23 protein-coding genes are annotated in these 23791 nt (G+C 57.0%); 3 read left to right on the top strand and 20 right to left on the bottom strand.

All coding sequences use genetic code 11. The annotated features are described in order from the left end of the window. The first annotated feature begins 82 nt into the window (after window positions 1-82). Together GQF03_RS02015 and GQF03_RS02010 are read left to right on the top strand one after the other, a co-directional pair. Window positions 83-781, top strand: a complete 699-nt coding sequence (locus GQF03_RS02015) for a phosphatidylserine decarboxylase (RefSeq protein ID WP_161337516.1) — start codon at window positions 83-85, stop codon at window positions 779-781. Continuing rightward, window positions 782-1612 carry a CDP-alcohol phosphatidyltransferase family protein gene (locus GQF03_RS02010; RefSeq protein WP_161337515.1) on the top strand — a complete coding sequence of 277 codons (831 nt, stop codon included), beginning with the start codon at window positions 782-784 and terminating at the stop codon, window positions 1610-1612. It abuts the gene before it with no gap. A gap of 30 nt (window positions 1613-1642) precedes the next feature. On the opposite strand, the gene GQF03_RS02005 is transcribed toward GQF03_RS02010, so the two are convergent. From GQF03_RS02005 to GQF03_RS01930, 16 genes are all read right to left on the bottom strand, one after another. Beyond that, a complete protein-coding gene (locus GQF03_RS02005) occupies window positions 1643-4822 on the bottom strand; it encodes an efflux RND transporter permease subunit (RefSeq protein WP_161337514.1) in 3180 nt (1059 codons plus the stop codon). Beyond that, a complete protein-coding gene (locus GQF03_RS02000) occupies window positions 4819-5952 on the bottom strand; it encodes an efflux RND transporter periplasmic adaptor subunit (protein WP_161337513.1) in 1134 nt (377 codons plus the stop codon). Before GQF03_RS02000 ends, GQF03_RS02005 begins: the two co-directional genes overlap by 4 nt. A gap of 39 nt (window positions 5953-5991) precedes the next feature. Further along, window positions 5992-6528 (bottom strand): PadR family transcriptional regulator, encoded by a 537-nt coding sequence (locus tag GQF03_RS01995; protein ID WP_161337512.1) that lies wholly within the window; start codon window positions 6526-6528, stop codon window positions 5992-5994. A 271-nt stretch (window positions 6529-6799) separates the two neighbouring features. Further along, a complete protein-coding gene (locus GQF03_RS01990) occupies window positions 6800-7294 on the bottom strand; it encodes a cell wall hydrolase (protein ID WP_206376095.1) in 495 nt (164 codons plus the stop codon). A gap of 76 nt (window positions 7295-7370) precedes the next feature. Continuing rightward, window positions 7371-7592 (bottom strand): DUF1289 domain-containing protein, encoded by a 222-nt coding sequence (locus GQF03_RS19145; protein WP_161337511.1) that lies wholly within the window; start codon window positions 7590-7592, stop codon window positions 7371-7373. Window position 7593: 1 nt separating this feature from the next. Then, complete coding sequence (locus GQF03_RS01980) at window positions 7594-8022, bottom strand: iron-sulfur cluster assembly scaffold protein (RefSeq protein WP_161337510.1); 429 nt, start codon at window positions 8020-8022, stop codon at window positions 7594-7596. A gap of 11 nt (window positions 8023-8033) precedes the next feature. Next, a complete protein-coding gene (locus GQF03_RS01975) occupies window positions 8034-9662 on the bottom strand; it encodes an NTP transferase domain-containing protein (RefSeq protein ID WP_161337509.1) in 1629 nt (542 codons plus the stop codon). Further along, window positions 9659-10348: an XdhC family protein gene (locus tag GQF03_RS01970; RefSeq protein WP_161337508.1), complete on the bottom strand. Its 690-nt coding sequence runs from the start codon at window positions 10346-10348 to the stop codon at window positions 9659-9661. Before GQF03_RS01970 ends, GQF03_RS01975 begins: the two co-directional genes overlap by 4 nt. Window positions 10349-10357: 9 nt before the next feature. Then, entirely contained in the window at window positions 10358-10696 is a 339-nt protein-coding gene (locus tag GQF03_RS01965) for an XdhC family protein (RefSeq protein WP_161337507.1), read from the bottom strand. After that, window positions 10693-11913, bottom strand: coding sequence for a vWA domain-containing protein (locus GQF03_RS01960; RefSeq protein WP_161337506.1), 1221 nt, complete (start codon window positions 11911-11913; stop codon window positions 10693-10695). Before GQF03_RS01960 ends, GQF03_RS01965 begins: the two co-directional genes overlap by 4 nt. Beyond that, complete coding sequence (locus tag GQF03_RS01955; protein WP_161337505.1) at window positions 11910-12827, bottom strand: AAA family ATPase; 918 nt, start codon at window positions 12825-12827, stop codon at window positions 11910-11912. The genes GQF03_RS01960 and GQF03_RS01955 overlap by 4 nt, the downstream gene beginning before the upstream one ends. A gap of 134 nt (window positions 12828-12961) precedes the next feature. Continuing rightward, window positions 12962-13750 (bottom strand): FAD binding domain-containing protein, encoded by a 789-nt coding sequence (locus tag GQF03_RS01950; protein ID WP_161337504.1) that lies wholly within the window; start codon window positions 13748-13750, stop codon window positions 12962-12964. Window positions 13751-13764: 14 nt separating this feature from the next. Continuing rightward, window positions 13765-16116 carry a xanthine dehydrogenase family protein molybdopterin-binding subunit gene (locus GQF03_RS01945; protein ID WP_161337503.1) on the bottom strand — a complete coding sequence of 784 codons (2352 nt, stop codon included), beginning with the start codon at window positions 16114-16116 and terminating at the stop codon, window positions 13765-13767. Between the two features lie 3 nt (window positions 16117-16119). Next, entirely contained in the window at window positions 16120-16587 is a 468-nt protein-coding gene (locus tag GQF03_RS01940; protein ID WP_161337502.1) for a (2Fe-2S)-binding protein, read from the bottom strand. 147 nt (window positions 16588-16734) lie between these two features. Then, window positions 16735-17385: an SRPBCC family protein gene (locus GQF03_RS01935; RefSeq protein WP_161337501.1), complete on the bottom strand. Its 651-nt coding sequence runs from the start codon at window positions 17383-17385 to the stop codon at window positions 16735-16737. Window positions 17386-17458: 73 nt separating this feature from the next. Continuing rightward, window positions 17459-17962 carry a PAS domain-containing protein gene (locus tag GQF03_RS01930; protein WP_161337500.1) on the bottom strand — a complete coding sequence of 168 codons (504 nt, stop codon included), beginning with the start codon at window positions 17960-17962 and terminating at the stop codon, window positions 17459-17461. Between the two features lie 219 nt (window positions 17963-18181). On the opposite strand from GQF03_RS01930, the gene GQF03_RS01925 reads away from it, so the two are divergent. Further along, on the top strand, window positions 18182-18793 hold the full coding sequence (locus GQF03_RS01925; RefSeq protein ID WP_161337499.1) for a Panacea domain-containing protein: 612 nt from the start codon (window positions 18182-18184) through the stop codon (window positions 18791-18793). Between the two features lie 5 nt (window positions 18794-18798). On the opposite strand, the gene GQF03_RS01920 is transcribed toward GQF03_RS01925, so the two are convergent. The 4 genes from GQF03_RS01920 to GQF03_RS01905 are packed head-to-tail and all read right to left on the bottom strand — an operon-like array spanning window position 18799 to window position 23788. Continuing rightward, window positions 18799-20514, bottom strand: coding sequence for a Na(+)/H(+) antiporter subunit D (locus GQF03_RS01920; RefSeq protein ID WP_161337498.1), 1716 nt, complete (start codon window positions 20512-20514; stop codon window positions 18799-18801). After that, the gene (locus GQF03_RS01915) at window positions 20507-20779 is read right to left on the bottom strand and encodes a hypothetical protein (protein WP_161337497.1); all 273 of its coding nucleotides are present in this window, start codon (window positions 20777-20779) and stop codon (window positions 20507-20509) included. The genes GQF03_RS01920 and GQF03_RS01915 overlap by 8 nt, the downstream gene beginning before the upstream one ends. Before the next feature lie 11 nt (window positions 20780-20790). Further along, a complete protein-coding gene (locus tag GQF03_RS01910; RefSeq protein ID WP_380742582.1) occupies window positions 20791-22296 on the bottom strand; it encodes a monovalent cation/H+ antiporter subunit D family protein in 1506 nt (501 codons plus the stop codon). A gap of 4 nt (window positions 22297-22300) precedes the next feature. Next, entirely contained in the window at window positions 22301-23788 is a 1488-nt protein-coding gene (locus GQF03_RS01905; protein ID WP_161338082.1) for a monovalent cation/H+ antiporter subunit D family protein, read from the bottom strand. Between the last annotated feature and the right edge of the window lie 3 nt (window positions 23789-23791).

The following is a 23791-nucleotide window of genomic DNA, read 5'->3' as shown; positions in this document are numbered from 1 at the left end:
GATCATCTTTTTGTTCTTTTTGACGATGACATGAGGTAAGACCTAGTTTCACTAACGGGCCGTATGCCGGAAGGAAGTCAACATGGACATGTTAAAGTCAGTTTTGGTGCCAATTAATCAGGAAGGTCACCGATTTATTGCCATATTTGCCGCGATAACACTCGCCCTGTTCCTGTTTACCTGGCCAATTCTCGGCTGGATCGGTGTTATCCTGACGCTCTGGTGCGTTTACTTCTTCCGTGATCCTGACCGCAATGTTCCGACCCGCGACGGCCTGATCGTCAGCCCGGCCGACGGCGTCGTACAGATGATCGAACGCGCGGTCCCGCCGGAAGAACTCGGAATGGGTCCGGACGCCCGGCTTCGCATCAGCATTTTTCTTAATGTTTTCAATGTCCATGTGAACCGTATCCCGCTCGGCGGCACGGTCATACGGCAGGTCTATCGCCCCGGAAAATTCCTGAACGCCGCCCTGGACAAGGCGTCGGAGGAAAATGAACGCCATGCCGTCCATCTTCGCGATAATGACGGCAATGACATCGTTTTCGTGCAAATCGCGGGGTTGGTTGCGCGGCGCATCGTCTGCTATCTCACCGATAATCAGGAAGTGCGGACGGGGGAAAGATTTGGCCTGATCCGGTTCGGCAGCCGCACCGATATTTATCTTCCAGACGGGGTGGAGCCGCTCGTCGGGCTCGGGCAATCGATGATCGGCGGCGAGACAATCATCGCCGACTTGCATGCGAAAAATGAGGCGCCCATGGCGGTGGAGGTTCGCTAGATGACCTTTCAACAGCGCCGACGCCTGCGGTTCATGCCGCTCAACTCGCTGATACCGAATATGCTGACCATGCTGGCGCTTTGCGCGGGATTGACATCCGTGCGGTTCGCCCTCGATGAAAAATGGGAATTGGCGGTGATCGCCATCTTGGCGGCCGGTGTGCTTGACGGGCTGGATGGACGTATGGCACGGCTGTTGAACAGCGCCTCGAAATTTGGCGCGGAGCTCGATTCCCTCTCGGATTTCGTCAGTTTCGGCGTTGCGCCAGGCCTGGTGATCTTCCTTTGGTCGCTGGAAAGCGGTCTGGGCGGGGTCGGCTGGATCATCTCGCTGGTGTTCACGGTTTCCTGCGCGCTCCGGCTTGCGCGCTTCAATTCCATGCTGGATAAAAAACAGCCGGCCTGGGCAAGCCGCTATTTCACCGGGATCGCTGCCCCCGCGGGCGCGTCCATCTCGCTTCTTTTCATGGTCATCAGTTTCTATGCCGACAGTGATTTCTTCCGTTCGGCCATTCTGAATGCCGCCTGGATGCTTTTTATGGCCTTCCTGATGGCCAGCCGCATTCCGACCTTCTCGATCAAGCGGATCCGGATTGCCCGGCGATTTATCATGCCGGTGCTGGTCCTCGTCGGTGGTCTCGCCGCGGTACTGGTGAGCTATCCCTGGCAGCTTCTCTCCCTGATCGCCGTCATCTATATGGCGACTATTCCCTTCTCCATCATGAGCCATCGCCGATTGCAGGAACAGGAGGCGCGGAAAAATGCCGAGGCTTCGTCCGAGGCGGAGGATGACGGGGAGGCGAGCGCCGAAGAGGACGACGACGAAGACTGACACCGTCGTCCGTTTCCTTACCCGCCGCTTTTATTCCGCCGGTTCCGGATGCCCCGTCGCGGCGGCCTTTTTCGCCGTTTTGCGCTGACGCCGCCGCTCAAGCGCGTTGCTGACATTCGCACCCAGCATCAGAAGGGCGGGGGTCATCACGAGGGTGAGGAGCGTTGCGAAGGTCAATCCGAACGCCACGGCCGTCGAGAGCTGAACCCACCATTGGGAGGAGGGAGCCCCGGTCACGATCTCGCGGCTGAGGAAATCGATATTCACCTGCAATGTCATGGGCAGCAGACCGAATATGGTGGTAACGGTCGTCAGCATAACCGGACGCAGACGTTGGGCACCGGTCCGCAGCACCGCTTCCATCGCCTCCATGCCCTGCCTTCGCAAATGCGCATAGGTGTCGATCAGCACGATATTATTGTTCACGACGATGCCGGCAAGGGCGATCACCCCGACCCCCGTCATGACGATGCCGAACGGCTGGCCGGTGATGATCAGGCCGACAAATACACCAATCGTGGACATGATCACGGCAGTCAGGATCAGGAAGGCGTGATAGAAGCTGTTGAACTGCGTGACGAGAATAATCGCCATGATGAAGAGCGCGACAGCAAAGGCCTTGCCAAGGAAGTCCTGGGCCTTCTTTTGCTCCTCATCCTCGCCCTTGAAGACATAGGAGACCTCGGGGTCGATCTTGGCGTCATTTTCCATCCAGGCCTGCAGCTCGCGGACCTTGTCATCGACGAGAACGCCGGCCGCGACATTGGCCTTGACCGTCATGATCCGCTCGGCATCGGAACGGCTGATGTTGCCGACCTTCTGGCGCGCTTCGCGCTTTACGAAGTTTGAAATCGGCACCATGCCGTTGGCCGTCATCACGCGCAGATTGTCGAGCTGATCGATACTGCGTTTATCGTCAGGGAAGCGCAGACGGATATCGATTTCGTCATCGGCGTCGTTCGGACGGTATTCATCCGCCTTGATACCGTTGGTGACGAGCTGGATGGTTTTGCCGACCGTCTGGATATCGGCGCCAAAGCGACCCGCCTGGGCGCGATCGACCGTTATCTGCCATTCGATACCCGGTATCGGACGGCTATCTTCGATATCGATCAGGTCCTTGACCTTGGTTTCCAGATGATTGCGGATCTTCGCGACTTCCACCGGCAGAAGCTCCGGATGGCGCGATGACAGTTGTATCTGGATATGCTTGCCCGTCGGCGGTCCGGCATCCGGCTCCCGCGCCTCGACCATGATGCCGGTCAGATGCGCCGTGCGCTCGCGGATATCGGCAAAGACTTCCTCGGCCGGACGGCGATCCTGCCAGTCCTTGAATTCCATCTGGATCGTCCCGATGACATCCTCGGCGACGTCGCGCTGACCTTGTTGCGGGGATCCGGTACGGGTATAGACGCCGGCAAAGTCGTCGAGTTTCAGGACTTCATTCTCGACCTGCCGAACCAACTGGTCTTTCTCATCCGTGGACATGTTGCCGCGCGCATGGACATAGACGAGCGCCATTTCCGGCTCCACGTCCGGGAAGAACTCAACCCCGTTGCCATGAGTGGCGTAATAGGCCTGAACGCCAATCAGCGTTGCAACGCCAACAATAACGATCTTTGTTGGATGCTTGATGCAGACCGAGAGAAAGCGCACATACCGCCCTGTAAAGCCACCAATATCCCGGATATCCCCGCTCTCCGCCGCCGCCAGAGCCGCAAGCGTCTTCGAGTTGGTCGAGCCCGACTTACCGAACACGGAGCCCAGCGTTGGCACAAAGATGAGCGCCATCAGCAGCGAGCCGGTGAGTGTCGTGATCAGGGTGAGGGGCAGGTATTTCATGAATTCGCCGACGACGCCCGGCCAGAACATCAGCGGCATGAACACGGCAAGGGTCGTCGCCGTGGACGCTATAATTGGCCAAGCCATGCGTTTGGCGGCGAGGGCGTAGGCTTCCTTCTTGTCAATCCCTTCCGCCATCTTGCGATCGGCGAATTCCGTTACCACGATGGCGCCGTCAACCAGCATGCCAACCGCGAGGATGAGCCCGAACAGCACCACGATATTGATGGTGAGACCGAAGAGATACATATAGAGAATGCCGATCAGGAAGGAACCGGGGATAGACAACCCGACTAGTCCCGCCGTGCGCACGCCAAGCGCGCTGATCACCACCACCATCACGAGGATGATGGCGCTGATGATGTTGTTCTGAAGATCCGTGAGCATATTGCGGATATCTTCGGACCGGTCCTGGGAATAGGTGACGACGACATTCTTCGGCCAGTATTTCTGTTCTACGGCGACGGCGCGTTTCACATCCTCGATCGTCTCGATAATATTCTCGCCGACCCGTTTCTTGATCTCGAGCGCGACCGCCGGCCGGCCGTCGAGGCGCGCGTAGCTTTCCGCATCCTTGAAGGTACGGCGTACCTCCGTCACGTCCCGCAAGGTGACAACTCCGTCGTTGAAGACCTTGATCGGGATATCAAGAACATCGGCGGCGGTTTTATACAGCCCGGGAACCTTGATGGAAAAGCGGCCCTTGCCGGTATCCATGGAGCCGGCGGCGATGAGCTTGTTGTTATTGACAACCGTGCTGATGAGTTCGGCGTTGGAAATCTTATAGCTTTCAAGTTTCACCGGATCAATGATGACTTCGAGCACTTCCTCCCGGTCGCCCCCGATATCGGCTTCCAGGACGCCCGGCAGACCTTCGACCCGGTCTTCCAGATCCTTCGCAAGCTTGATGAGAGTGCGCAAGGGGACATCGCCCGACAGCGTCACGATAATCACGGGGAAGAGGGCGAAGTTGACCTCGTTCACCGTCGGATCGTCGGTTTCCTGCGGTAATTCGTTCTTGGCGATATCGACCTTTTCACGCACATCCTGAAGCGCCTTGTCGACGTCGAAACCGGCATCGAATTCAAGGGTAACAGAGGCATGCCCTTCGGACGCGCTTGCCGTCATTTCCTTGACGCCCTCGATGGACCTGAGTTCCAGCTCCATGGGACGGATCAGCAGCCGCTCCGCATCCTCCGGGGAAATCCCCTCATGGGTCATGGAGACATAGATAATCGGGATGTTGATATCCGGATCCGATTCCTTCGCGATATCAACATAGGCATATGTCCCGGCAACCAGAATCAGCAAAAGCGCGGAAATGACCGTTCGCGAACGGTTGATTGCGGCATCAATAATGGCGTTCATTTCGTTGCCTCAGCGACAAATAGGTCGGGCTTCACCTTGTCGCCCGCACGGACAAAATCCTGCCCGACGACAATCAAGCGGACCGTCTCCGGAAGACCCTGCACCCAGACGCCATCGGGCGTATCAGAGAGGATTTTGACCGGATAAAATTCAACGATATCATTCTCACCGACTGCCCGAAGACCAAGGACACCCGCGTCATTCAGCGTGAGATACGCCGGAGATAGGAAATGCGCCTTGACAGAGTTCGTCTTGAAGGTGATTTCCGCCGTCACGCCACTTCTCAGTTTATAGCCTTCGTTCGGGACTTCGAGTTCAACCCGGAAAGTCCGTGTCTCGGGATCGGCCACGCTGCCGATAAATGTCACGCTGCCGGTGACTTCTTCGCCCGTGACAAGCTGCGCCGAGCCTTCACCGCCGACTTCGATATTGCCAACCTGCAATTCGGAAATCTGACCCGTAACGATAAGCGGGTCGCTCTCGACGATCGTGGCAATCGGATTGCCGTCTTTAACGAAATCACCGACTTCGGCGCTTCGCTTTTCGATATAGCCGTCAAAGGGCGCGTTGATTACGAGATCGTTGAGACGAATTCTCATGGCCGTGACCTGCGCCTTGGCACTGTCCAGCTGGGCTTTGGCGCTTGCAAAGGTCGTATCGGAACTGAAACCCTTCTTATTCAGCTTCTGCGCCGCGTTGAATTCGATTTCCCGCTGACGGACGAGCGCCTGCGCTTCCTGCAGCCTTGCCTCATTATCCTTCACATCGAAGCTTACAAGGCGATCGCCGCGCTTGACGCGGTCGCCATCATTGACATGAACGGATTTGACCCGTCCCGAAATTTCGGCTTTCAGCTCAACAACACGGTTCGCCTCGGTCTTGCCATGGACGATAATCTCCCGCTGGCGCGGCTGGGCGGTGAAGGTAAGATAGCGAACGCCCATGATCTTTGGCGCATTCTGCTCGTATTCCGCCGTCGCTGTTTCTTCGGACACGTTCTCGGTGTTCGTTGCGGCGGCGGCATTACCGGCGGTGTCTTCGCCATCCCCGCTCATATCGATCTGTCCGGACGCAATCCAGGCCGTGACGCCGACGGCGATGATGATCGCAATAATGATTGAACGGTTCACAGTGATACCTCTCTGTTTTCCAGATTGTCCAAAATTTTCTTATTCGGCCGCCCGGCTGCCAAGCAGCGCGTCCGCTTCAAGTAAGTGCCTGTTTTCCTGTAGATATTCTATTTCCGCCTGATACATGGTGCGGCCATAGTTGCAAAGAAACTGTTCGCGGTCCGTCTGACGCGTGTCACAGTCGCTCATGAGTGATTCGATCTTTTGAAGCCGGTCGGCAATCCGCTCATCGATAAGTTCCGATATCGCGGCGGCCGGCAGTAGATGGGCGAACATCAAGGTCGCCAGATATTCGGAGCGGAAGCGGTCCGCCGCCGGCTTCTTCATGATCTCGTCAAAGAACAGATACCGGCCCGCCGAGGTGATCGAATAGATCTTCTTGTCGGGACGTTTTTCCTGGCTCTGGGCCCGGCAGGAAACGAGACCTTCTTCCGTCAACTTGTTGAGCGCCGGATAGATGGAGCCATAGCTCGCCTGGAAAATCAGATCCAGCCGTTCCTCAAAAGTTTTCTTGATTTCATAGCCCGTGGCATCTCCCATGGTGAGAATACCAAGGCATAGCGTGCGAATGTCCATAAAACCTGCTATTTCAGTTCATTATCGAGATACAAACCTGCGCCCAAAGTCCGATATGTCGACGGACAATATATCAAATCGATATAATAGCAACGTAATATAGCCGAAATCGATGAAAGGCGCATGTGACCGGCGTCACGAAAATGAATTTTCCTTACTACGCCGGTAAGTTGTGGCCGATTTTGTCGGGGTGAGTTGCGGTCAAGTCACCGGGAAAAGGGACCCGAGTCCGCTCTTTTCTGCGTTGCTGTCGAGAATCGGGCCGGGAGGGCTACATCTGGCGGTAAAAGATGTGATTTCCGATGTTCGTCGTCTTTTGCAGGATCTTTGACCAGTAGGGAGTGACATAGGTCGCATGGTAAAATGTCGCATCGCCGGAAAGATCGCGCATATAGCCGCTCTTCACCAAGTTGGCGATCATCAACGCCCGTTGCCACGCCACTTTCTCCGTTGCTTTGTCGGATTTGCCATCGCAGGCGAAGGAAAACTGGCAGGCGTTGCGCTTTGAGCTTCCTTCAAAAACCACGTCGCAATAGGACATTGCCTTTTCGACAACGCGGTTGCGCACGACCTGCGCGACGGCAATCTGTCCGCTGAACGGCTCTCCCCGTGCTTCGAAATAAACCGCCTGGGCGAGGCACTGCAGATCGGGATCGTTATCGGATGAGGCCACGAGTGTCGTCGAGGCTGGCATGAATACCGTCATGACAAGGAAGAGCAACGACAGAAAGGCAACTGTCAGAACGCTCAGGGTTTTCAAATACATTTGTGCCCCCTTCCTTTAGAATATACTCACTTTCTATCAGACGACGCTCTTATTAAGCGGGGGGAAATAGGCGAAATTAAGGCAAATTTTTCGCGAGCCGAGATTCCTTGCGACGCTGGCGCAATTGTTTGATGACATCCATCTTCTCTTCGTTGCTCATCAGGACCCAGCCGCCGATTTCATTCCGGGTGCGAAAACAGCCGCGGCAATAGAGATTTTGCATATCCATACTGCAAATACCGGTGCAGGGAGAGGGAAGGTCGGGGAGGTTTTTAACTCGTGGGTTCTTGCGTCGCATGTCAGGCTTTCATTTTCGCTGCCTCCAACGCCTTTATCAACGCGTCGAAGGGGAGGAGTACGCAGTGATGCCGGCTTTTGTGGCTTGCGACTACATTAAAAAATTCGATGTCTTTCCAGTCCGATGTAGCCTGAACGGCCTCTCCCTGCAACATGGATTGAAGATTATTCCGCGTGGAGGCAATCTCCTCAAGTTCCCGGCCCATCGCATTCTCGCCGATCAGCGACGCCGCGGCCTGGCAGAGCATGCAGGACCGGTTCTGGTGCTTGAGATCCGTAATCGCGCCATCTTTGACGCGCACCTGTATGGTGATCCGGTCGCCGCAGGTGGGATTGTCCAGCGTTTCCTCCGCATCCGGATTTTCCATCTGGCCGTCGCCAACGGCGTTGGCGGCGAGGCGCAGCAGGTTTTTTTGGTAAAGTTCCTTCATCACACAAATCTTCACTTCCGTTGCAGGGACGCAAGGGCTTCGGGTGTATCTATATCGGTAAAGATGCTGTCTTTTTCAGCCTCAACATTGAAAACCACGGTTTCGTTTTCGGCGATCAGCGATTTTGCGCCGATATCGCCGGTAATGGCGAGAATGTCATTCTTGAAGTGGCTGGCGATCAAAACGGGGTTGCCGCGCTTGCCCTCGAAGGTCGGCACGATGATCGCGCGCCCTTCCTCGACGTCAAAGGCATCGATCAATTTATCGAACAGCGACGGGGAGACAAGCGGCATGTCGCCAAGACAGATAAGAATGCCATCATAGCGATCCGCGAGGGCACGAAATCCGGTCTTGAGGCTACTGCTGAGGCCATCCGCGAAATCGGGGTTGTGGAAGCTCTCGATCTCGAGTTCCTCCAGCAATGCCTTGATTTTCTCGCTTTCGTGTCCGGTTACGCCAAAGACACCCGCCGCCTTTGATTTCAGCGCCTGTTCCGCCGTGTGGCGGAGCATGGGCTTGCCACCGATCTTGGCAAGCAGCTTGTTGTCTTTTCCCATTCGTCGCGATTGTCCGGCGGCAAGGATCAGTAAGGCGACCGACTTTCCTGTGGATTTCGGTTGCGCCTTCCGGTCCTGGTCTCGCGGTTGCGGTCGGCTCGCAATTTCCTTGAGCAGCCCGCCGGCGCCCATATCCATGATATCGGAGGGCGGAACCGGGATATCGGCCAGAATACGGTCGAGCACAAAATCAAAGCCGTTCAGCTTGGGCGAGCGGGTGCAGCCCGGCAGCCCGATGACGATCTTGTCCCTGAGGTGGCCCATCAGAAGAAGATTACCCGGATCAACCGGCATGCCGAAATGATCGATCCCGCCGCCGGCCTCCGTGATGGCCGCGGGGATCACATCCTTGCGGTCGGTAATCGCCGATGCGCCGAAGATCAGGATGAGGTTGCATCCTTCCTTATCAAGTGCCGTAATGGCTTGCGTTAGCGCGTCTTCATGATGCTCGCATCGACGGAGCATATCGATTTTATTTTCGCAGCGCGCCAGACGGTCGGCCATGATCCGTTCCGACTTCTCGATCACCTTCTCCTTGGTGTTCGGCAGCAGGGTGGAAACGACACCAATTTTCTTGCTCACGAATGGTTTGACGGAAACGATGGGTTGCGTGCCGCCCTTTATGCGATCGAGCACCATCTCCACCTTGGCTTTCGGGGTGGCGAAGGGGATGATTTTGACGGTTGCCAGCATCTGGCCGGCCTCCACCAACTCGTGGTTTTTCACGGCGGCGATGGTGATGGTTTCATCGATATGATTGAGCGCCTTGATTTTCTCTTCATCGATGACGGCGATCCCGCGGGTCTCGGCGAACAGATTGGCGCGCCCGGTAAAGGGCGGCTTGACGGTAATATGGGTGCCCGCGAGAGGGGCCGCGATGGCGGCCGCGGCCGCATCTTCCGGCATATCCGTTTCTTCCATCCGGGCGCCAAGAATGGTCTCTATGCCGTTGTTTGTCAGTCCCTTTATATCCTCGCTTGTGAGGACATGTCCTTTTTTAAGCAACTTGCCGGGCGCAATCTCCACCGCATGGGCGAGGACAACATCCTCTGCTTCACCCACTTCCATGCGCCCGAAAATCATGAGCCGGCTTTCCCGCGAAGTACCGCCGTGATTTCCGCCATGATGGAAATGGCGATTTCCGCCGGTGATTTGGCCCCGATATCGAGGCCGATTGGCCCGTGAATGCGCGCAAAATCCTCGTCGCTGAATCCGGCCTTCTGGAGCCGTTGTTGCCGTTTCGCATGGGTTCGACCACTGCCCAATGCGCCGATATAAAAGGCATCTGAGCGAAGCGCATATTGCAGCGCCGGATCGTCGAGCTTGGCGTCATGGGTGAGCGTGACGATGGCGGAACGGCGGTCGGGATGCAGGTCCGCGAAGGCGTCATCCGGCCAGCGGTCATCGAGGGTGACGTTCGGAAAGCGGAAGCTGGATCCGAAACTCCGGCGCGGATCGATGACGGTCACCTCATAGTCCGCACCTGCTGCCATGGGAACGAGAGCCTGCGCGATATGCACGGCGCCGACAATAAAGAGCCGCAGCGGAGGGTTGAAGATATTGAGGAATACCGGTCCGTCTTCGGTCTCGACCGTCGTGGGCTTATCATTTCTGAGCGCCCCTCTTGCCGCTTCGATGACGTCGTATATCTCTTTACTTTCAAATGGATAGAGAAGTTTTTGTTCACCTGAGGTGAGGTTTGTTGCGAGCACGACCTGGCGTTTTTCCGCGCGTGCCTTTTGCAGATCTTCTAATAGGGCGGTTTTCATCTTGCGGTCCTAATCGAGCTTTTCGACGAAAACATTTATTTTCCCGCCGCAGGCGAGCCCGACTTCCCAGGCTTCGTCGTTGGTGACGCCGAATTCGAGGGTTTTCGGCTTGCCGCTCTCGATAATCTCCAACGCTTCCTGAATGACGGCGCCCTCGACGCAGCCGCCGCTCACGGAGCCGACCATCCGGCCGGTCTCGTCAATGGCAAGCTGGCTGCCGGCGGGCCGCGGCGCGGAGCCCCATGTCGTGATCACCGTCGCCAGCGCAACCTTACGGCCGTCTTTTCTCCAGGCCAGGGCCTGCGCCAGAATATCGTCGGCGGGCAAAGCGGATGTGGTTTCGGTCATGCGGCAAAACTCCTCTTCTCAAGTTGCGCGCCCATGGGTTTGGAAAGAATATCGGCAAGGTCCTTCAGGCTGTTCAGATTATGGACCGTGCGGAACTGGTCGACATGGGGAAGGATCGCCTTGACGCCCCGCGCGCGGGGTTCAAACCCCTCAAAGCGCAAGAGAGGGTTCAGCCATATCAACTGCCGACATGATTTATGCAGCCGTTCCATTTCAGTCTCCAACCCTTCGCCGCCCTCGCGGTCCAGGCCGTCCGAGATCAGCAGCACCACCGCACCTTGCCCCAAAACGCGCCGTGACCAGAATTTGTTGAATTCCCGGACCGTTGCGCCGATACGGGTGCCGCCGGACCAGTCTTCGACCTTCTCGCTGACCGCATCCAGCGCCGCATCGACATCCCGATAGCGCATATATCTTGTTATATTGGTGAGCCGGGTGCCAAATACAAATGTGTGAACGCGGTCCCGGTCGTTGGTGAGCGCATGCATGAAATGCAGCAGCATCCGGCTATATTGGGCCATCGAACCGGAGATATCACAGAGGATGACAAGTGGCGGATGGCGCGTCACCTTCGATCGAAAACGAAGCGGGATGGTGGCCCCGCCGCTTCGAAGGCTCGCGCGCAGGGTCCGTCGCATGTCGATGAGATTTCCGCGCAGATCGGCGCGCTGCCGGCGGGTCTTGACCTCAAGGATCGGAAGGCGCATCGCCGCCATCGCCTTCTTCGCCTCCTCCATTTCTGCGGCGCTCATGCTCTCGAAGTCCTTGGACTGCAGCAGTTCATTGTCCGACGCCGTCAACGTTGCATTGATTTCGATTTCCTCCTGCTCGCTTTCCTGATCCGACTCGGGCGCGGGAGAGGGGGCCAGCGCCTCGGACAGGCGGCGGCTCAATTCCGGCTGGTCATCGCGCTTCGTGCTGTCGAGAAAGGTCGTCGGCAGCATCATATCCATCATTTTTTTGAGCAATTCCGGATTGCGCCAAAACACATGGAAGGCCTGATCGAAAATATCCCACTGGTCGCGGCGATTGACGAAAACGGAATGAAGCGTCCAGTAAAAATCATCGCGTCGCCGGATGCCCGCGACTTCGACGGCGCGGATTGCCTCGATCACCCGGCCTGGCCCCACCGGCAGACCGGCCCGGCGCAGGGTCCGCGCAAAATGCAGGATGTTTTCGGCAAAGGTGCCGCCGCTATGTGGCGCGGTTTTGGTCATCGCGCGTCGATTTCGGCGTTGATCTTCCCAATGATTTCCGCCGCCTCGCTGCCCTGAATTTTCACGATATCATCCTGGTATTTCAGCAGGACCCCGAGCGTGTCATTGATGACGTCGGGATCGAGGGAGATAATATCGAGTTCCTTGAGCGCATTGGTCCAATCCAACGTCTCGGCAACGCCCGGCAGTTTGAAGAGGTTCGGATCCTTGCGCAGTTCCTGGATAAAACGCACGATCTGCTCTGAAAGCCGGGCGTCGACACCGGGGAGCTTCCGCGCGATAATTTCCTTTTCTCGCTCCGCGTTGGGGTAATCGACCCAGTGATAGAGGCAGCGGCGTTTCAGCGCGTCATGAATTTCCCGTGTCCGGTTGGAGGTAATGACGACAATGGGCGGTTCCTTCGCCTTGATGGTTCCGAACTCGGGGATGGTGACCTGAAAATCGGAAAGCATCTCCAGAAGAAACGCTTCAAAGGGTTCATCGGTGCGGTCCAGCTCGTCGATCAGCAGGACCGGCGCGCCGCCGACTGTACTCTCCAGTGCCTTCAGCAGGGGCCGTTTGATCAGAAATTTTTCCGAAAAAATATCACTGCTGAGCCGGTCCCGGTCCGCCGTCTCCGTCGCTTCGGCCAGCCGGATTTCAATCATCTGGCGGGCATAGTCCCATTCATAGACGGCGGAGCTGACATCCAGACCCTCATAGCATTGCAGGCGGATCAGCGGGCGGCCAAGCTGCTCCGCGAGGACCTTGGCGATTTCCGTCTTGCCGACGCCGGCCTCACCCTCCAGAAAGAGGGGACGGCCCATCTTGAGCGATAGAAAGAGAACGGTCGCCAAGCTGCGGTCTGCCACATAGTTGGCGTTTTGTAACAGGTCCTGAACGGCATCGATGGAGTGCGGTTGCGCGTTTGACATATTGGTCGGATGTCCTTCGTTTTCTGATTGTTGTGGCGCCGTTCGGTTCACTACAGGGAATGTGGTTTCAGGTTAGAAAAAAGGAAAGGGGAAGTCAAAACTTCCCCTTCCGTTCAGATCAATTGCGTGATCTTTTACGACGCGGCTTTGACCGCGCGCGCCGCCATGACCGTGATCAGGTTGGCGCGATAGTCAGCCGAGGCATGAATATCGGCGTTCAGGCCCGACGCCTCGGTTTTGATGCCCGATACCGCGTCGGGGGAGAAGTTGCTCGAAAGCGCAGCCTCCATGTCCGTCTGGCGGAAGACGCAGGGGCCCGCGCCGGTCACGGCCACGCGCACGCCGCTTGCCGTCTTGGCCACGAACACGCCGGTCAGCGCAAAGCGGGACGCCGGATTGGGGAATTTGGCATATCCCGCCTTTTCCGGTATCGGGAAAGTGACCTTGGTGACTAGCTCTCCGTCTTCCAGCGCCGTCTCGAACAGGTCAACGAAGAAATCCTCCGCCGAGATGCTTCGCTTGTTGGTATGTACCGTCGCGCCGAGTCCCACGAGGGCGGCGGGATAGTCCGCCGCCGGATCGTTGTTGGAGATGGAGCCACCGATCGTGCCGCGATTCCTCACCTGCGCATCGCCGATATGGCTGGCGAGTTGGGCGAGGGCCGGGATCGCGGATTTCACATCTGCTGAGTCCGCCACGTCGACATGGCGGGTCATCGCGCCAACAGACAATTCCGAGCCATTGACGCTTATGCCTTTCAGCTCGGAAATGCCGCTCAGATCGACCAGCTTCCCGGGCTGGGCGAGCCGGAGCTTCAACGTCGGGATCAGCGTCTGACCACCGGCCAGAAACTTGTCATCCTCGCCGATGGCGGACGCTGCCTCATTTACCCCCGAAGGGCGTTCATAATCGAATGAATACATGGGTTTGTCCCTTCTTAATTGCTGTTGATGGCGCGCCAGACCTTTTCAGGCGTCGCCGGCATGTCGATATCCTTGCCGATGGCATTGACGATGGCATTCATGAGCGCCGCCGGACCGGCAATGGCGCCGGCCTCGCCGCACCCTTTGACCCCGAGCGGATTGCTGGGGCAGGGGGTATTGGTCGTCGCGACGCGGAAGTTCGGAAGATCGTCGGCACGTGGCATGCAATAGTCCATATAGGAACCGGTGAGAAGCTGCCCGCTTTCCTCGTCATAGATCACCCCTTCAAGGAGCGCCTGACCGATGCCTTGCGCGACACCGCCATGGACCTGCCCTTCAACGATCATCGGGTTGATGACATTGCCGAAATCATCCGCGGCCGCCCAGTCGACGATATCGACAACGCCCGTTGCGGGATCAATCTCGACTTCCGCGATATGGGTGCCCGCCGGGAAGGTGAAGTTAAGCGGATCATAGAACGCATTTTCCGCCATGCCCGGCTCCAGATCAGCCGGATAATTATGCGGAACATAGGCGGCAAAGGCGATCTCGCCCATGGTCAGCTTCTTGTCCGTTCCGGCAACCGAGAAGACGCCATGCTCATGCTCGATATCCTCAACCGAGGCTTCCATGAGATGGGCGGCGATCTTCTTCGACTTTTCGACGATCTTGTCGACCGCCTTGACGATTGCCGATCCACCGACGGCAAGCGAGCGGGACCCGTAAGTGCCCATACCGAAGGGAACCTTGCTCGTATCGCCATGCACAACCTCGACACTGTCGATCGGAACGCCAAGCTTGTCGGCGATGATCTGCGCGAAGGTGGTTTCATGGCCCTGACCATGGCTGTGACTGCCGGTGAAGACAGTCACGCTGCCTGTCGGGTTAAAGCGGACTTCCGCCGATTCCCAAAGACCCACACCGGCCCCGAGGGAGCCCACCGCAGCCGATGGCGCAATGCCGCAGGCTTCGATATAGGCGGCAACGCCGATCCCTCTCAACTTGCCATTGGCTTCCGACTGCGCCTTGCGGGCGGCAAAGCCGTTATAGTCGATCATCTCCTTGGCCAGGTTCATGGCCAGCGGATAATCGCCCGAGTCATAGGTCATGATAACCGGCGTCTCGTACGGATAGGCATCCGGCTGGATGAAGTTCTTGAGCCGGAATTCCGTGGGATCCATCTTGAGGTCCTTCGCGGCCGTATCCATCATCCGTTCAACGACATAGGTGGCTTCCGGACGTCCGGCACCGCGATAGGCATCCACCGGGGTGGTATTGGTGAAACCGGCCTGAACTTCGCAATAGATGCTCGGGATCTTGTACTGACCGCTTAGGAGGGTGCCGTAAAGATAGGTCGGCACGGCGGAGGCGAATGTCGAGAGATAGGCCCCCATATTCGCCTTGGTCGAGACACGGAACGCCAGGATCTTGCCGTCATTGTCGGTCGCCAGTTCCGCATGGGTGACGTGATCGCGGCCATGGGCGTCCGTCAGGAAGGCTTCGGAGCGATCCGCCGTCCATTTCACCGGCCGGTTGATCTTTCGCGCGGCCCAGATCGTGGTCGTTTCCTCCGCATAGACGAAAATCTTGCTGCCGAATCCGCCACCGACGTCAGGGGCGACGACGCGAAGCTTGTTCTCCGGCGCAATGCCCAAAAAGGCCGACATGATTAGCCGGGCGACATGCGGGTTCTGGCTGGTCGTATGGAGCGTGAGTTCGCCGCTGCCCGCGTCATATTCGCCAAGGGCCGCGCGCGGCTCCATCGGGTTCGGAGAGAGGCGGTTGTTGACCAAATCGATTTTCGAGACATGGGCCGCGTTCGCAAAGGCGGCATCTACCGCTGCCTTGTCGCCTAATTCCCAGTCATAACAGAGGTTTCCAGGCGCTTCCTCATGTATTTGCGGAGCTCCCGGTGCGAGCGCCTTGGCAATATTCGTAACCGGCGTCAGCACTTCGTAGCCAACCTCGATTAACTCCGCCGCATTTTTTGCCTGCTCCAGAGTTTCGGCAATCACGAAAGCGACCTGATCGCCGACATGCCGGACAGCATCAACGGCCATGCTGTTATGCGGCGGCGCCTTGTGCGGCGATCCGTCCTTGCTGGTAATACCCCAACCGCAGATCAAGCCACCGATACCGTCGGCCACCATGTCCGCGCCCGTGAAGATATCGACAACGCCCGGGGCCGATTTGGCTGCGCTGAGATCTATATTCTTGATTTTGGCAAAGGCATAGGGTGAGCGCAGGAAATAGCCGTAAGCCTGTCCCGCTCTATTCATATCATCCAGATAGTGGCCGTTGCCGGTAATAAACCGTTGGTCTTCTTTACGCCTGACTGAGGCGCCAATTCCATTTTCGACAGACATTGATCACCCTCCCATATTCTCCGCGGCTGCTTTGACTGATTTGACAATATTATGATAGCCCGTGCATCGGCAGATGTTGCCTTCAAGCTCGGTCCGGATTGTCTCCTCGGAGGGGTTCGGGTTGCGTTTTACAAGGTCAACCGCGCTCATGATCATGCCCGGCGTGCAGAAGCCGCATTGCAGACCATGGTTTTCCTTGAACGCCGCCTGCATCGGATGCAGTTCGCCATTTTTCGCAAGACCCTCGATGGTGGTGACGTCCGCCCCTTCGGCCTGGGCCGCCAGCATCGTGCAGGACTTGACACTGTCGCCGTTGACATGAACGGTGCAGGCGCCGCACTGGCTGGTATCGCAGCCGACATGGGTGCCGGTCAGGCGCAGGTTGTCGCGGATAAATTGAACGAGAAGGGTGTTGGGCGCCACATCGGCGCTGACCTTTTTCCCATTCACCGTCATTGAAACGGTTGTCATATGATCTTCCTCCCTTGATCTAACATCTTGTGAAATGTTGAACGAATTGCGAGACCGTCGTGGCGGCCTGTTGTTGTTCTTGGGTCACGAGTTTCTAACTGATCTAGCGCGCCGTCAAGACCTGTAAAGTTTTTTCCTTATCTCCCTTTAGTCGCCAGCAAGATAGAACAGAATGATCGCGGCAATTATGCCAAGCGGTATGAGTATGATGGGCCGCATCCAGGTTGGCGACGGTTCCTTTTGTGCGGGCGGTGGCGTGCGTTCCTCCACCGAACTTGAGGGGGCGGGTGTTTCCGCGGCGGCCACATCTTCCGCCGGGGGTTCCGCGCCCAAAGGTGCCGCAGCGGCCTCTTCCTGTCCGGAACTCACTAGTTCATTGAATTTCGCAAAGAATTCGCCGGCCAGCTTTTTCGCGGTACCGTCGATCAGGCGCGATCCGATCTGCGCCATTTTTCCGCCCACCGACGCGTTGACGTCGTAGGAAAGCAAGGTGCCATTATCGGCGTCCTTCAAGGTGATGTCCGCGCCGCCTTTGCCAAAACCGGCCGCGCCGCCCTTGCCCTCACCGGTGATCGTGTAGCCGTTGGGCGCATCAATATTGCTGAGCGTGACATCGCCCTTGAAATTGGCGGAGACGGGCCCGACCTTTACTTTTACCGTCGCGGTGAATTCCGTATCGCTTACCTTTTCAACGGTTTGGCAGCCGGGGATACTTTGCCGGAGAATTTCAGGGTCGTTGAGGGCGTTCCAAACCTGCTCCCGCGATGCGTTGATCAGTTCTTCACCGCTCATCTGCATGATCTGTCTCCCGAGCCAAAGTGTTTGTTCTTTGGGTTAGCCTACTCCAAGTAAGCCGCACAGAGCAAGTCCGTTATCGGCGCTTTAATTTAAACCCGGGACGATCGATAAAATCCTGTTTCACGTCGAAAAAATTTATGCCGACCAGTAACTTGTCGGCGGTGCGTCCGTTCGTCGTCATCGGCAGGATGACGCGTTCATAGGACAGTCTCTTGCCGCTTGGCACCATTGCCGTGCTGGACATGTAAGTCGGTGTCTGATGCATGACCGAGTAATCATATTGGGCAATAATTTCGGGACGGTCTTCGTCACGCAGGATATCTTCCAGATACTGCCCGCTCACCGATTTCTGATAGACGGGATTTACCGACGATCCGGCAAGTCGGATAAAATATCGGGGTGTGCCGTCACAGACATCCACGAGGATGATATAACGCAGGCAATGCGGTATTTCAACGGGGTTGAATTGCTGCCGATGTGGGATGACCGACGCAGGTTTCAACTTCTGCCAATAACGGACAAGGTCGCGGAGCGCCGGATTTGCGATGTCCGACAGAGACGTCGTAAATGTACTCATATACTACCGTTCCTGTGGGGTTACAAAACGGCTCAGTCATATATTAGCAAAGATTATTTTGCAATCAATTTATTCTCTTTTAAGTAGTGTTTTGTCGTTATTGACCTTGCGTCGGGTTATTTTGTTGCATTCCCACAACGAAGAACACCCGACGTTAAACTCGGATTAACCATTACTCTCTAATTTGGCTTATGTATCAATCATTAGAGTATTTTCCGTATGCGTCCTGCCACCAGATCCACATTTGACGTTTTATGCTGGCTCAAGGCCCAGAAATGGGCATCCAGCCAGGCCAAGGAGGCGCCGTTCCTCCTGAAACTGCTTTATCTCGCCCAGGCGCTTTATGCCGCGTCGCATAAACAGCGAAAACTTATGCCCGCGACTTTCCTTGCAACGGCGGCCGGACCGATTGAACCCGATATCTTTCTGGCTCTCGAGAACAACCTCACCATCCGCAAGGCGCTGTCGCCGACCGTGGAAGTGGAAGCGTTTCTGAAATCCTTTTTCGATGGTCTGCGGGACAAGGGAATGGCGGAGCTTGATGTGATCCTTGCACAGGATACAGCGCTGCGTTCGGCGGCAGCACGGGGCAGAAACTCGGAAATTACGCTTTCTGAAATGGCGGCTGCGTATAAACGGGGCGTTCCGGCCATCGCCGGAAAGGACGGCGCCGCGCCGCTATCTCCGTCGCTGGACGGAACGGGGCGATCAATTCTGGATGCGGCACCCAATTCGAAACAGGAAGTCCGTTTCACCGCCGACGGTCGCTCGGTCACCCGCTGGATGCCGAAGAAGCGCATTGTCAGCAAGGACCGGCCGGTTCTCAACTAGCATCGCTACATCGGCACAGGTTGTTGCAAAAAGCGGTAGAAAAACACCACAACGAAACCGAGCGCCGCGACAATGATCATCACCGCTGTACTTGATGCCGTGGTGCGCGCCATAACCTTGCCGTCACCATGCGTATTGACGGTTTTTTCGATGATGCCGGCAACGATACCTCTTCCGATGCCAAGCAACCAGGCCCAGACGGTGGCGATGAGCCGGCCGGCCGCCAGCGCCAGCCGTTTCAGAGGCACCCGGTAGAACCAGTCGAAATCGAGGTTCGTCGAACGCAGCTCCGGTGGATAGACCTTGTAGCGCATGAGAAGCGCGAAGGCGAGTACCGCAAATAGCAACAATTGCAGTGATGTGATCACATGGCCGGCGGTATAGGGGTGATAGGTCGGCTCATACGGTAATAACTGATAGAGCAGGTCCGGGAAAACCCCGATGCCGATACAGAAGAAGGCGGCAAAGCCCATCGCGACCAGCATATTGACCGGCGCCTCCTTGACGCGGATACCGCTGTCATGGGCAAAGAAGGTGAAGAAGGGAACCTTGATGCCGGAATGATCCATCACGCCCGCGCTTGCGAACAGCATGACGAGCCAGATCGCAATCATGCCGCCGTCGGCCGCAGCGGACTGGATCATGGCCTTCGAGACGAAGCCGCCGGTCAGCGGGAAGCCGGCGATGGAAACCGCGCCGATGATGCAGAAGACCATCGTCACCGGCATGGATTTATACAGCCCCCCCAGTTCCGACGCCTTGATTGTCCCGGTCCGGAACAACACCGCGCCCATGCTCATGAACAGAAGGCTTTTGTACATGATATGGGCGAAGGCATGGGCGGCCGTCCCGTTTATTGACAGTTCCGTGCCGATACCGACGCCGATCACCATATAGCCAAGCTGGTTGTTGAGGGAATAGGCGAGAACGCGGCGGAGGTCGTTCTCCAGCACGGCGTAAAATATCGGGAAAACGGTCATCGCGCCGCCGATCGGGATCAGGATATCGGTGCCGGGAAACGCCCGGGCGAGCGTATAGATCGCGAGCTTCGTCGTGAAGGCCGAGAGAATCACGGTGCCGGTAACCGTTGCCTCCGGATAGGCGTCCTGCATCCAGTTATGCAGGAAGGGAAAGGCGCTCTTGATCCCGAAGGCGACCAGGATCAGGCCGCTTGCAAGGCCGGTGAGGCCAATGTAGTTGAAGGCAATCGACCCGGTCTCCTGATAATAGAGGATAATCCCGCCGAGCAGGATCACGCCCGAGGAAACCTGAATGATCAGGTAGCGCATGCCCGCCTTGTAGGCGCGCTCCGTACGGCTCGCCCAGATCAGGAAAACGGAGGAAATCGCCGTCAGTTCCCAGAACACAAAGAGGGTGATCATATCGCCGGCGAACACCGCGCCGATGGCCGAACCGATATAGATGAGCGCAACGAAATGCTGAACGGTGTCCTTCACATGCAGCGCATAGATCATGCCCATGAACGCCGCGAGGCAGAATACGGTCCCGAATATCCGGGCCAGCGGATCGATGCGCGTCAGCTCGATCGAGAGGCCGAGAAAGTCGTAATGTCCCCAGGTTCCAAGGCCAAGCGTATAGATCTGTACAAGCGCGAGAACCGGTAGCGTGAGAAGCAGGATCGAGCGGACAATCCCACTGGTGAGCGGTACCAGAAGGGCGCCAAATATCAGGATAAAACCGGGATTTAGACCTTCAATCATAATAGTCCTCATCCCGCATCAACACTTTACGAAGTTTCTTGGCGATCAAGACGAGGCCGACATAGCAGATCAGGCCGTAAAGGGAGTAAAACTCGAAGATATTCTCGAATTCGAATTCAATATGCTTGTGGTAGAGAATATTGAGAAGAGCGAGCACATCCGGCAGGGCGACCAGCGCGCAAATCACAAGCACGCCGTAAAAAACCTTGTCGATATTCTTCGGATCATCCAGCCAGTATTTTTTCTCATCATCCGGGTTTGACATCTGTTTCACCCCTATGGCGTCAAAATGGGTTCGATCAGCCTGACGATCGGGTCCGCAAGGAAGAAAAGGACCACACAGGCCAGGGCGGTCAGGACAGGCGGCAATACACAAAATAGGGGAGCCTCCTGGATATTCCGCCATGAAAAGTCGGATTTTTCATATCCGACCGGCACCGGTTCGTCACTCTGCCCGAGCGGCGGATAGAAGAAGCCACGGGCGACGATCGGCAGCAGATAGGCAATATTGAGAAGCGAACTGACCAGCAGCACGATCATCAGGTAGATTTCGTCCGCTTCCGCCGCGCCGAGCATCAGGTAAAATTTGCTCCAGCTCCCGCCGAGCGGCGGAAGGCCGATGATGCTGAGCGAGCCGATCAGGAAGGCGATAAAAGTGACCGGCATCTGTCGGCCGAGGCCGCGCATATCGCTGATTTCCGTTTTATGTACGGCGGTATAGATGGCGCCGGCACAGAAGAAGAGGGTGATCTTGCCGAAGGCATGCATAACGATTTGCAAGGCGCCGCCGGCCACCGCCATTGACGTCGCCATGGAGGCGCCGAGCACGACATAAGCAAGCTGGCTGATGGTCGAGTAGGCGAGCCGGGCTTTCAGGTTATCCTTGGTGAGCGCCACGACGGAGGCGGCAATCAGGGTATAGGCGGCGACCCAGGTGAGCCATTCCGCCGCACCGGTCGTCGTGAGAAAATCTATCCCGAAGATATAGATCACGACTTTCAATACCGCAAAGACGCCCGCCTTCACGACGGCCACCGCATGAAGCAGCGCGCTGACCGGGGTGGGGGCCACCATCGCGGCCGGCAGCCAGCGATGGATGGGCATCAGGGCCGCCTTGCCGATCCCGTACATAAAGAGGAACAGCAGAACGCCTGTGACGCCGGCGCTCGCATGGCCCTCGAGAATGCCGCCCTTCACGAAATTGACCGTGCCCGCCAGCGTCCAGGTCCAGATGATCGCCGGCAGAAAGAGCCCGATGGAGGTGCCGATCAGGATGCCGAGGTAGATCCGGCCGCCCTTCAGCGCATCGGCATTCTTTTTATGGGTGACCAGCGGATAGGTCGAGAGTGTCAAAACCTCGTAGAAGACGAAAAGCGTCAGCAGGTTGCCGGAGAACGCCACGCCCATTGTGGCGGCGATGGCGATGGCGAAGCAGATATAAAATCCGGTCTGGCGCGGTTCGTTGTTGCCGCGCATATAGCCGATGGAATAGATCGAATTGATGATCCAAAGGGACGAGGCGACGGCGGCAAACGTCATGCCAAGGGGCTCGACCTTGAGCGCGAGGCCAATATCGGGGACGATTTCCGCCAGCAGGACAGCCGGTTCCGCGCCGTTCATGATCCCGGGTAGGAGGCTGAAGACATTGAGACACAGCAGCACGGAGGTCACGAGCGTGACCGTCTCGCGGATATTCGGAACGGATGAGGTGAGGGCGATACCGATCGCGCCCAAAAGCGGAATGATCAGGGAGAGGAGGACATGAGTTTCGAGGGTAAACATCATCTTACGATCCCCCCATCAGGAAGGCGGCCGTCGCCTTCGCAATCCCGACGTTGAACGTCGTCTCAATCCCGAAATAGAAGCTTGCGGCGATGAAAAGCCAGGTCGGGACGAGCATCGACAGGGGGGCTTCCTTTTTTTCGGCCCCTTCGGGGATATCGCGGAAATAGGCGACCTCGACGACGCGCCAGATATAGATCACCGCCAGCAGGCTTGAGACCATCAGAAGGGCGACAAGGCCATAGCCGATAACGCCGCCATGTTCAATCGAGGCAACGACGAGGTACCATTTGCTGATAAAGCCGGGCGTCAGCGGAACGCCGATCAATCCGAGGCCGCCGAGAACAAAGCCGAAGGTAGTGACCGGCATCCGTCGCCCGATCCCGTGGAGATCCTTGAGGTAAACCGATCCCGCGACATAGAACATGCAGCCGACGGAGAGGAACAGCCCCGACTTGACGATGGCATGATTGAAAATATGCACGATTGTCGCCATCAGGCCGGATTCGCTGGCAAGGGCAATTCCGAGAATAATATATCCGAGTTGGGCAACGCTGGAATAGGCGAGCAGCCGCTTGATATTCGTCTGGTAAATCGCCACGACTGACATCGACAGAAACCCGAGAACCGCAAGCGGCAGCAGGATATCCGTAAGCTCAAGGCCGCCGAAGCTATAGTTCACGCCGAACACCGTGAAAATAAACCGGATCAGCAAATAAACCCCAACCTTGGTCGCGGTTCCGGCGAAAAAGGCGGTTATGATACTGGGGGCATAGGTATAGCTGTTCGGCAGCCAGACATGAAAGGGAAAGAGCGCCAGCTTGATCGCCAGTCCGATAACGATAAACCCGGCGGCCGCCAGTATCGGGCGGGCGCCTTCGATTTCGGGAAAGCGCGCGGCGATATCCGCAATATTCAATGTGCCGGTCATCATATAGATGAGGCCAACGCCGATCAGGTAGAATGACGCGCCGACGGTTCCGATAATGAGATACTGGAAGGCGGCGGTAAGGGCGCGGCGGTCCTCATTCGCGCCCATGGCGATAAGCGCGTAGGAGGAGAGCGACATGATCTCGAGAAAGACGAAAACGTTGAAGGCGTCGCCCGTGATGCAAATTCCCAGCATGCCGGTGAGCGCGAGCAGGTAAGCGGCGAAAAACAGGCCCAGCTGATGGTCCGGCACTTCCCGGGTGATGCTCTCGCGGCTAAACAGCAGAACGCCTGTACTGATTGCGCTGATCAGTATCAGCATGAAGCCGCTTAACAGATCGACGACATATTCAATGCCCCAGGGGGGCGCCCATCCGCCAAGTTCATAGGAAATCGGACCGCCCTGTATGACGGCGATCATGAGCTGGATGCTAACGTAGAATGTAATGCCGCTGATGATTGTCGTAATCGCCCAGGGCAAGGTTGTGCCGCGGAAAAGCGCGCAGATAGGCGCCGCCAGGAGAGGGACGATCGCGACGATGATCGGGAACTGGGAACTCAACGC

The organism is Sneathiella chungangensis (assembly GCF_009882935.1).
Classification (GTDB): Bacteria; Pseudomonadota; Alphaproteobacteria; order Sneathiellales; family Sneathiellaceae; genus Sneathiella; species Sneathiella chungangensis.
Note: the sequence above shows the minus strand (reverse complement) of the source record. Positions and strands in the feature narration are given on the sequence as shown.

Bases quoted from the DNA above. Each gene is read 5' to 3' on its own strand.
- GQF03_RS01965 (WP_161337507.1), bottom strand. From the start codon at position 10,696: ATGACCGAAACCACATCCGCTTTGCCCGCCGACGATATTCTGGCGCAG.
- GQF03_RS01945 (WP_161337503.1), bottom strand. From the start codon at position 16,116: ATGTCTGTCGAAAATGGAATTGGCGCCTCAGTCAGGCGTAAAGAAGAC.
- GQF03_RS01925 (WP_161337499.1), top strand. From the start codon at position 18,182: ATGCGTCCTGCCACCAGATCCACATTTGACGTTTTATGCTGGCTCAAG.
- GQF03_RS02015 (WP_161337516.1), top strand. From the start codon at position 83: ATGGACATGTTAAAGTCAGTTTTGGTGCCAATTAATCAGGAAGGTCAC.
- GQF03_RS01940 (WP_161337502.1), bottom strand. From the start codon at position 16,587: ATGACAACCGTTTCAATGACGGTGAATGGGAAAAAGGTCAGCGCCGAT.
- GQF03_RS01920 (WP_161337498.1), bottom strand. From the start codon at position 20,514: ATGATTGAAGGTCTAAATCCCGGTTTTATCCTGATATTTGGCGCCCTT.
- GQF03_RS01910 (WP_380742582.1), bottom strand. From the start codon at position 22,296: ATGTTTACCCTCGAAACTCATGTCCTCCTCTCCCTGATCATTCCGCTT.
- GQF03_RS01950 (WP_161337504.1), bottom strand. From the start codon at position 13,750: ATGTATTCATTCGATTATGAACGCCCTTCGGGGGTAAATGAGGCAGCG.
- GQF03_RS01935 (WP_161337501.1), bottom strand. From the start codon at position 17,385: ATGCAGATGAGCGGTGAAGAACTGATCAACGCATCGCGGGAGCAGGTT.
- GQF03_RS01995 (WP_161337512.1), bottom strand. From the start codon at position 6,528: ATGGACATTCGCACGCTATGCCTTGGTATTCTCACCATGGGAGATGCC.
- GQF03_RS01930 (WP_161337500.1), bottom strand. From the start codon at position 17,962: ATGAGTACATTTACGACGTCTCTGTCGGACATCGCAAATCCGGCGCTC.
- GQF03_RS01975 (WP_161337509.1), bottom strand. From the start codon at position 9,662: ATGATTTTCGGGCGCATGGAAGTGGGTGAAGCAGAGGATGTTGTCCTC.
- GQF03_RS01915 (WP_161337497.1), bottom strand. From the start codon at position 20,779: ATGTCAAACCCGGATGATGAGAAAAAATACTGGCTGGATGATCCGAAG.
- GQF03_RS01970 (WP_161337508.1), bottom strand. From the start codon at position 10,348: ATGAAAACCGCCCTATTAGAAGATCTGCAAAAGGCACGCGCGGAAAAA.
- GQF03_RS02005 (WP_161337514.1), bottom strand. From the start codon at position 4,822: ATGAACGCCATTATTGATGCCGCAATCAACCGTTCGCGAACGGTCATT.
- GQF03_RS02010 (WP_161337515.1), top strand. From the start codon at position 782: ATGACCTTTCAACAGCGCCGACGCCTGCGGTTCATGCCGCTCAACTCG.
- GQF03_RS01955 (WP_161337505.1), bottom strand. From the start codon at position 12,827: ATGTCAAACGCGCAACCGCACTCCATCGATGCCGTTCAGGACCTGTTA.
- GQF03_RS01990 (WP_206376095.1), bottom strand. From the start codon at position 7,294: ATGTATTTGAAAACCCTGAGCGTTCTGACAGTTGCCTTTCTGTCGTTG.
- GQF03_RS19145 (WP_161337511.1), bottom strand. From the start codon at position 7,592: ATGCGACGCAAGAACCCACGAGTTAAAAACCTCCCCGACCTTCCCTCT.
- GQF03_RS01980 (WP_161337510.1), bottom strand. From the start codon at position 8,022: ATGAAGGAACTTTACCAAAAAAACCTGCTGCGCCTCGCCGCCAACGCC.
- GQF03_RS01960 (WP_161337506.1), bottom strand. From the start codon at position 11,913: ATGACCAAAACCGCGCCACATAGCGGCGGCACCTTTGCCGAAAACATC.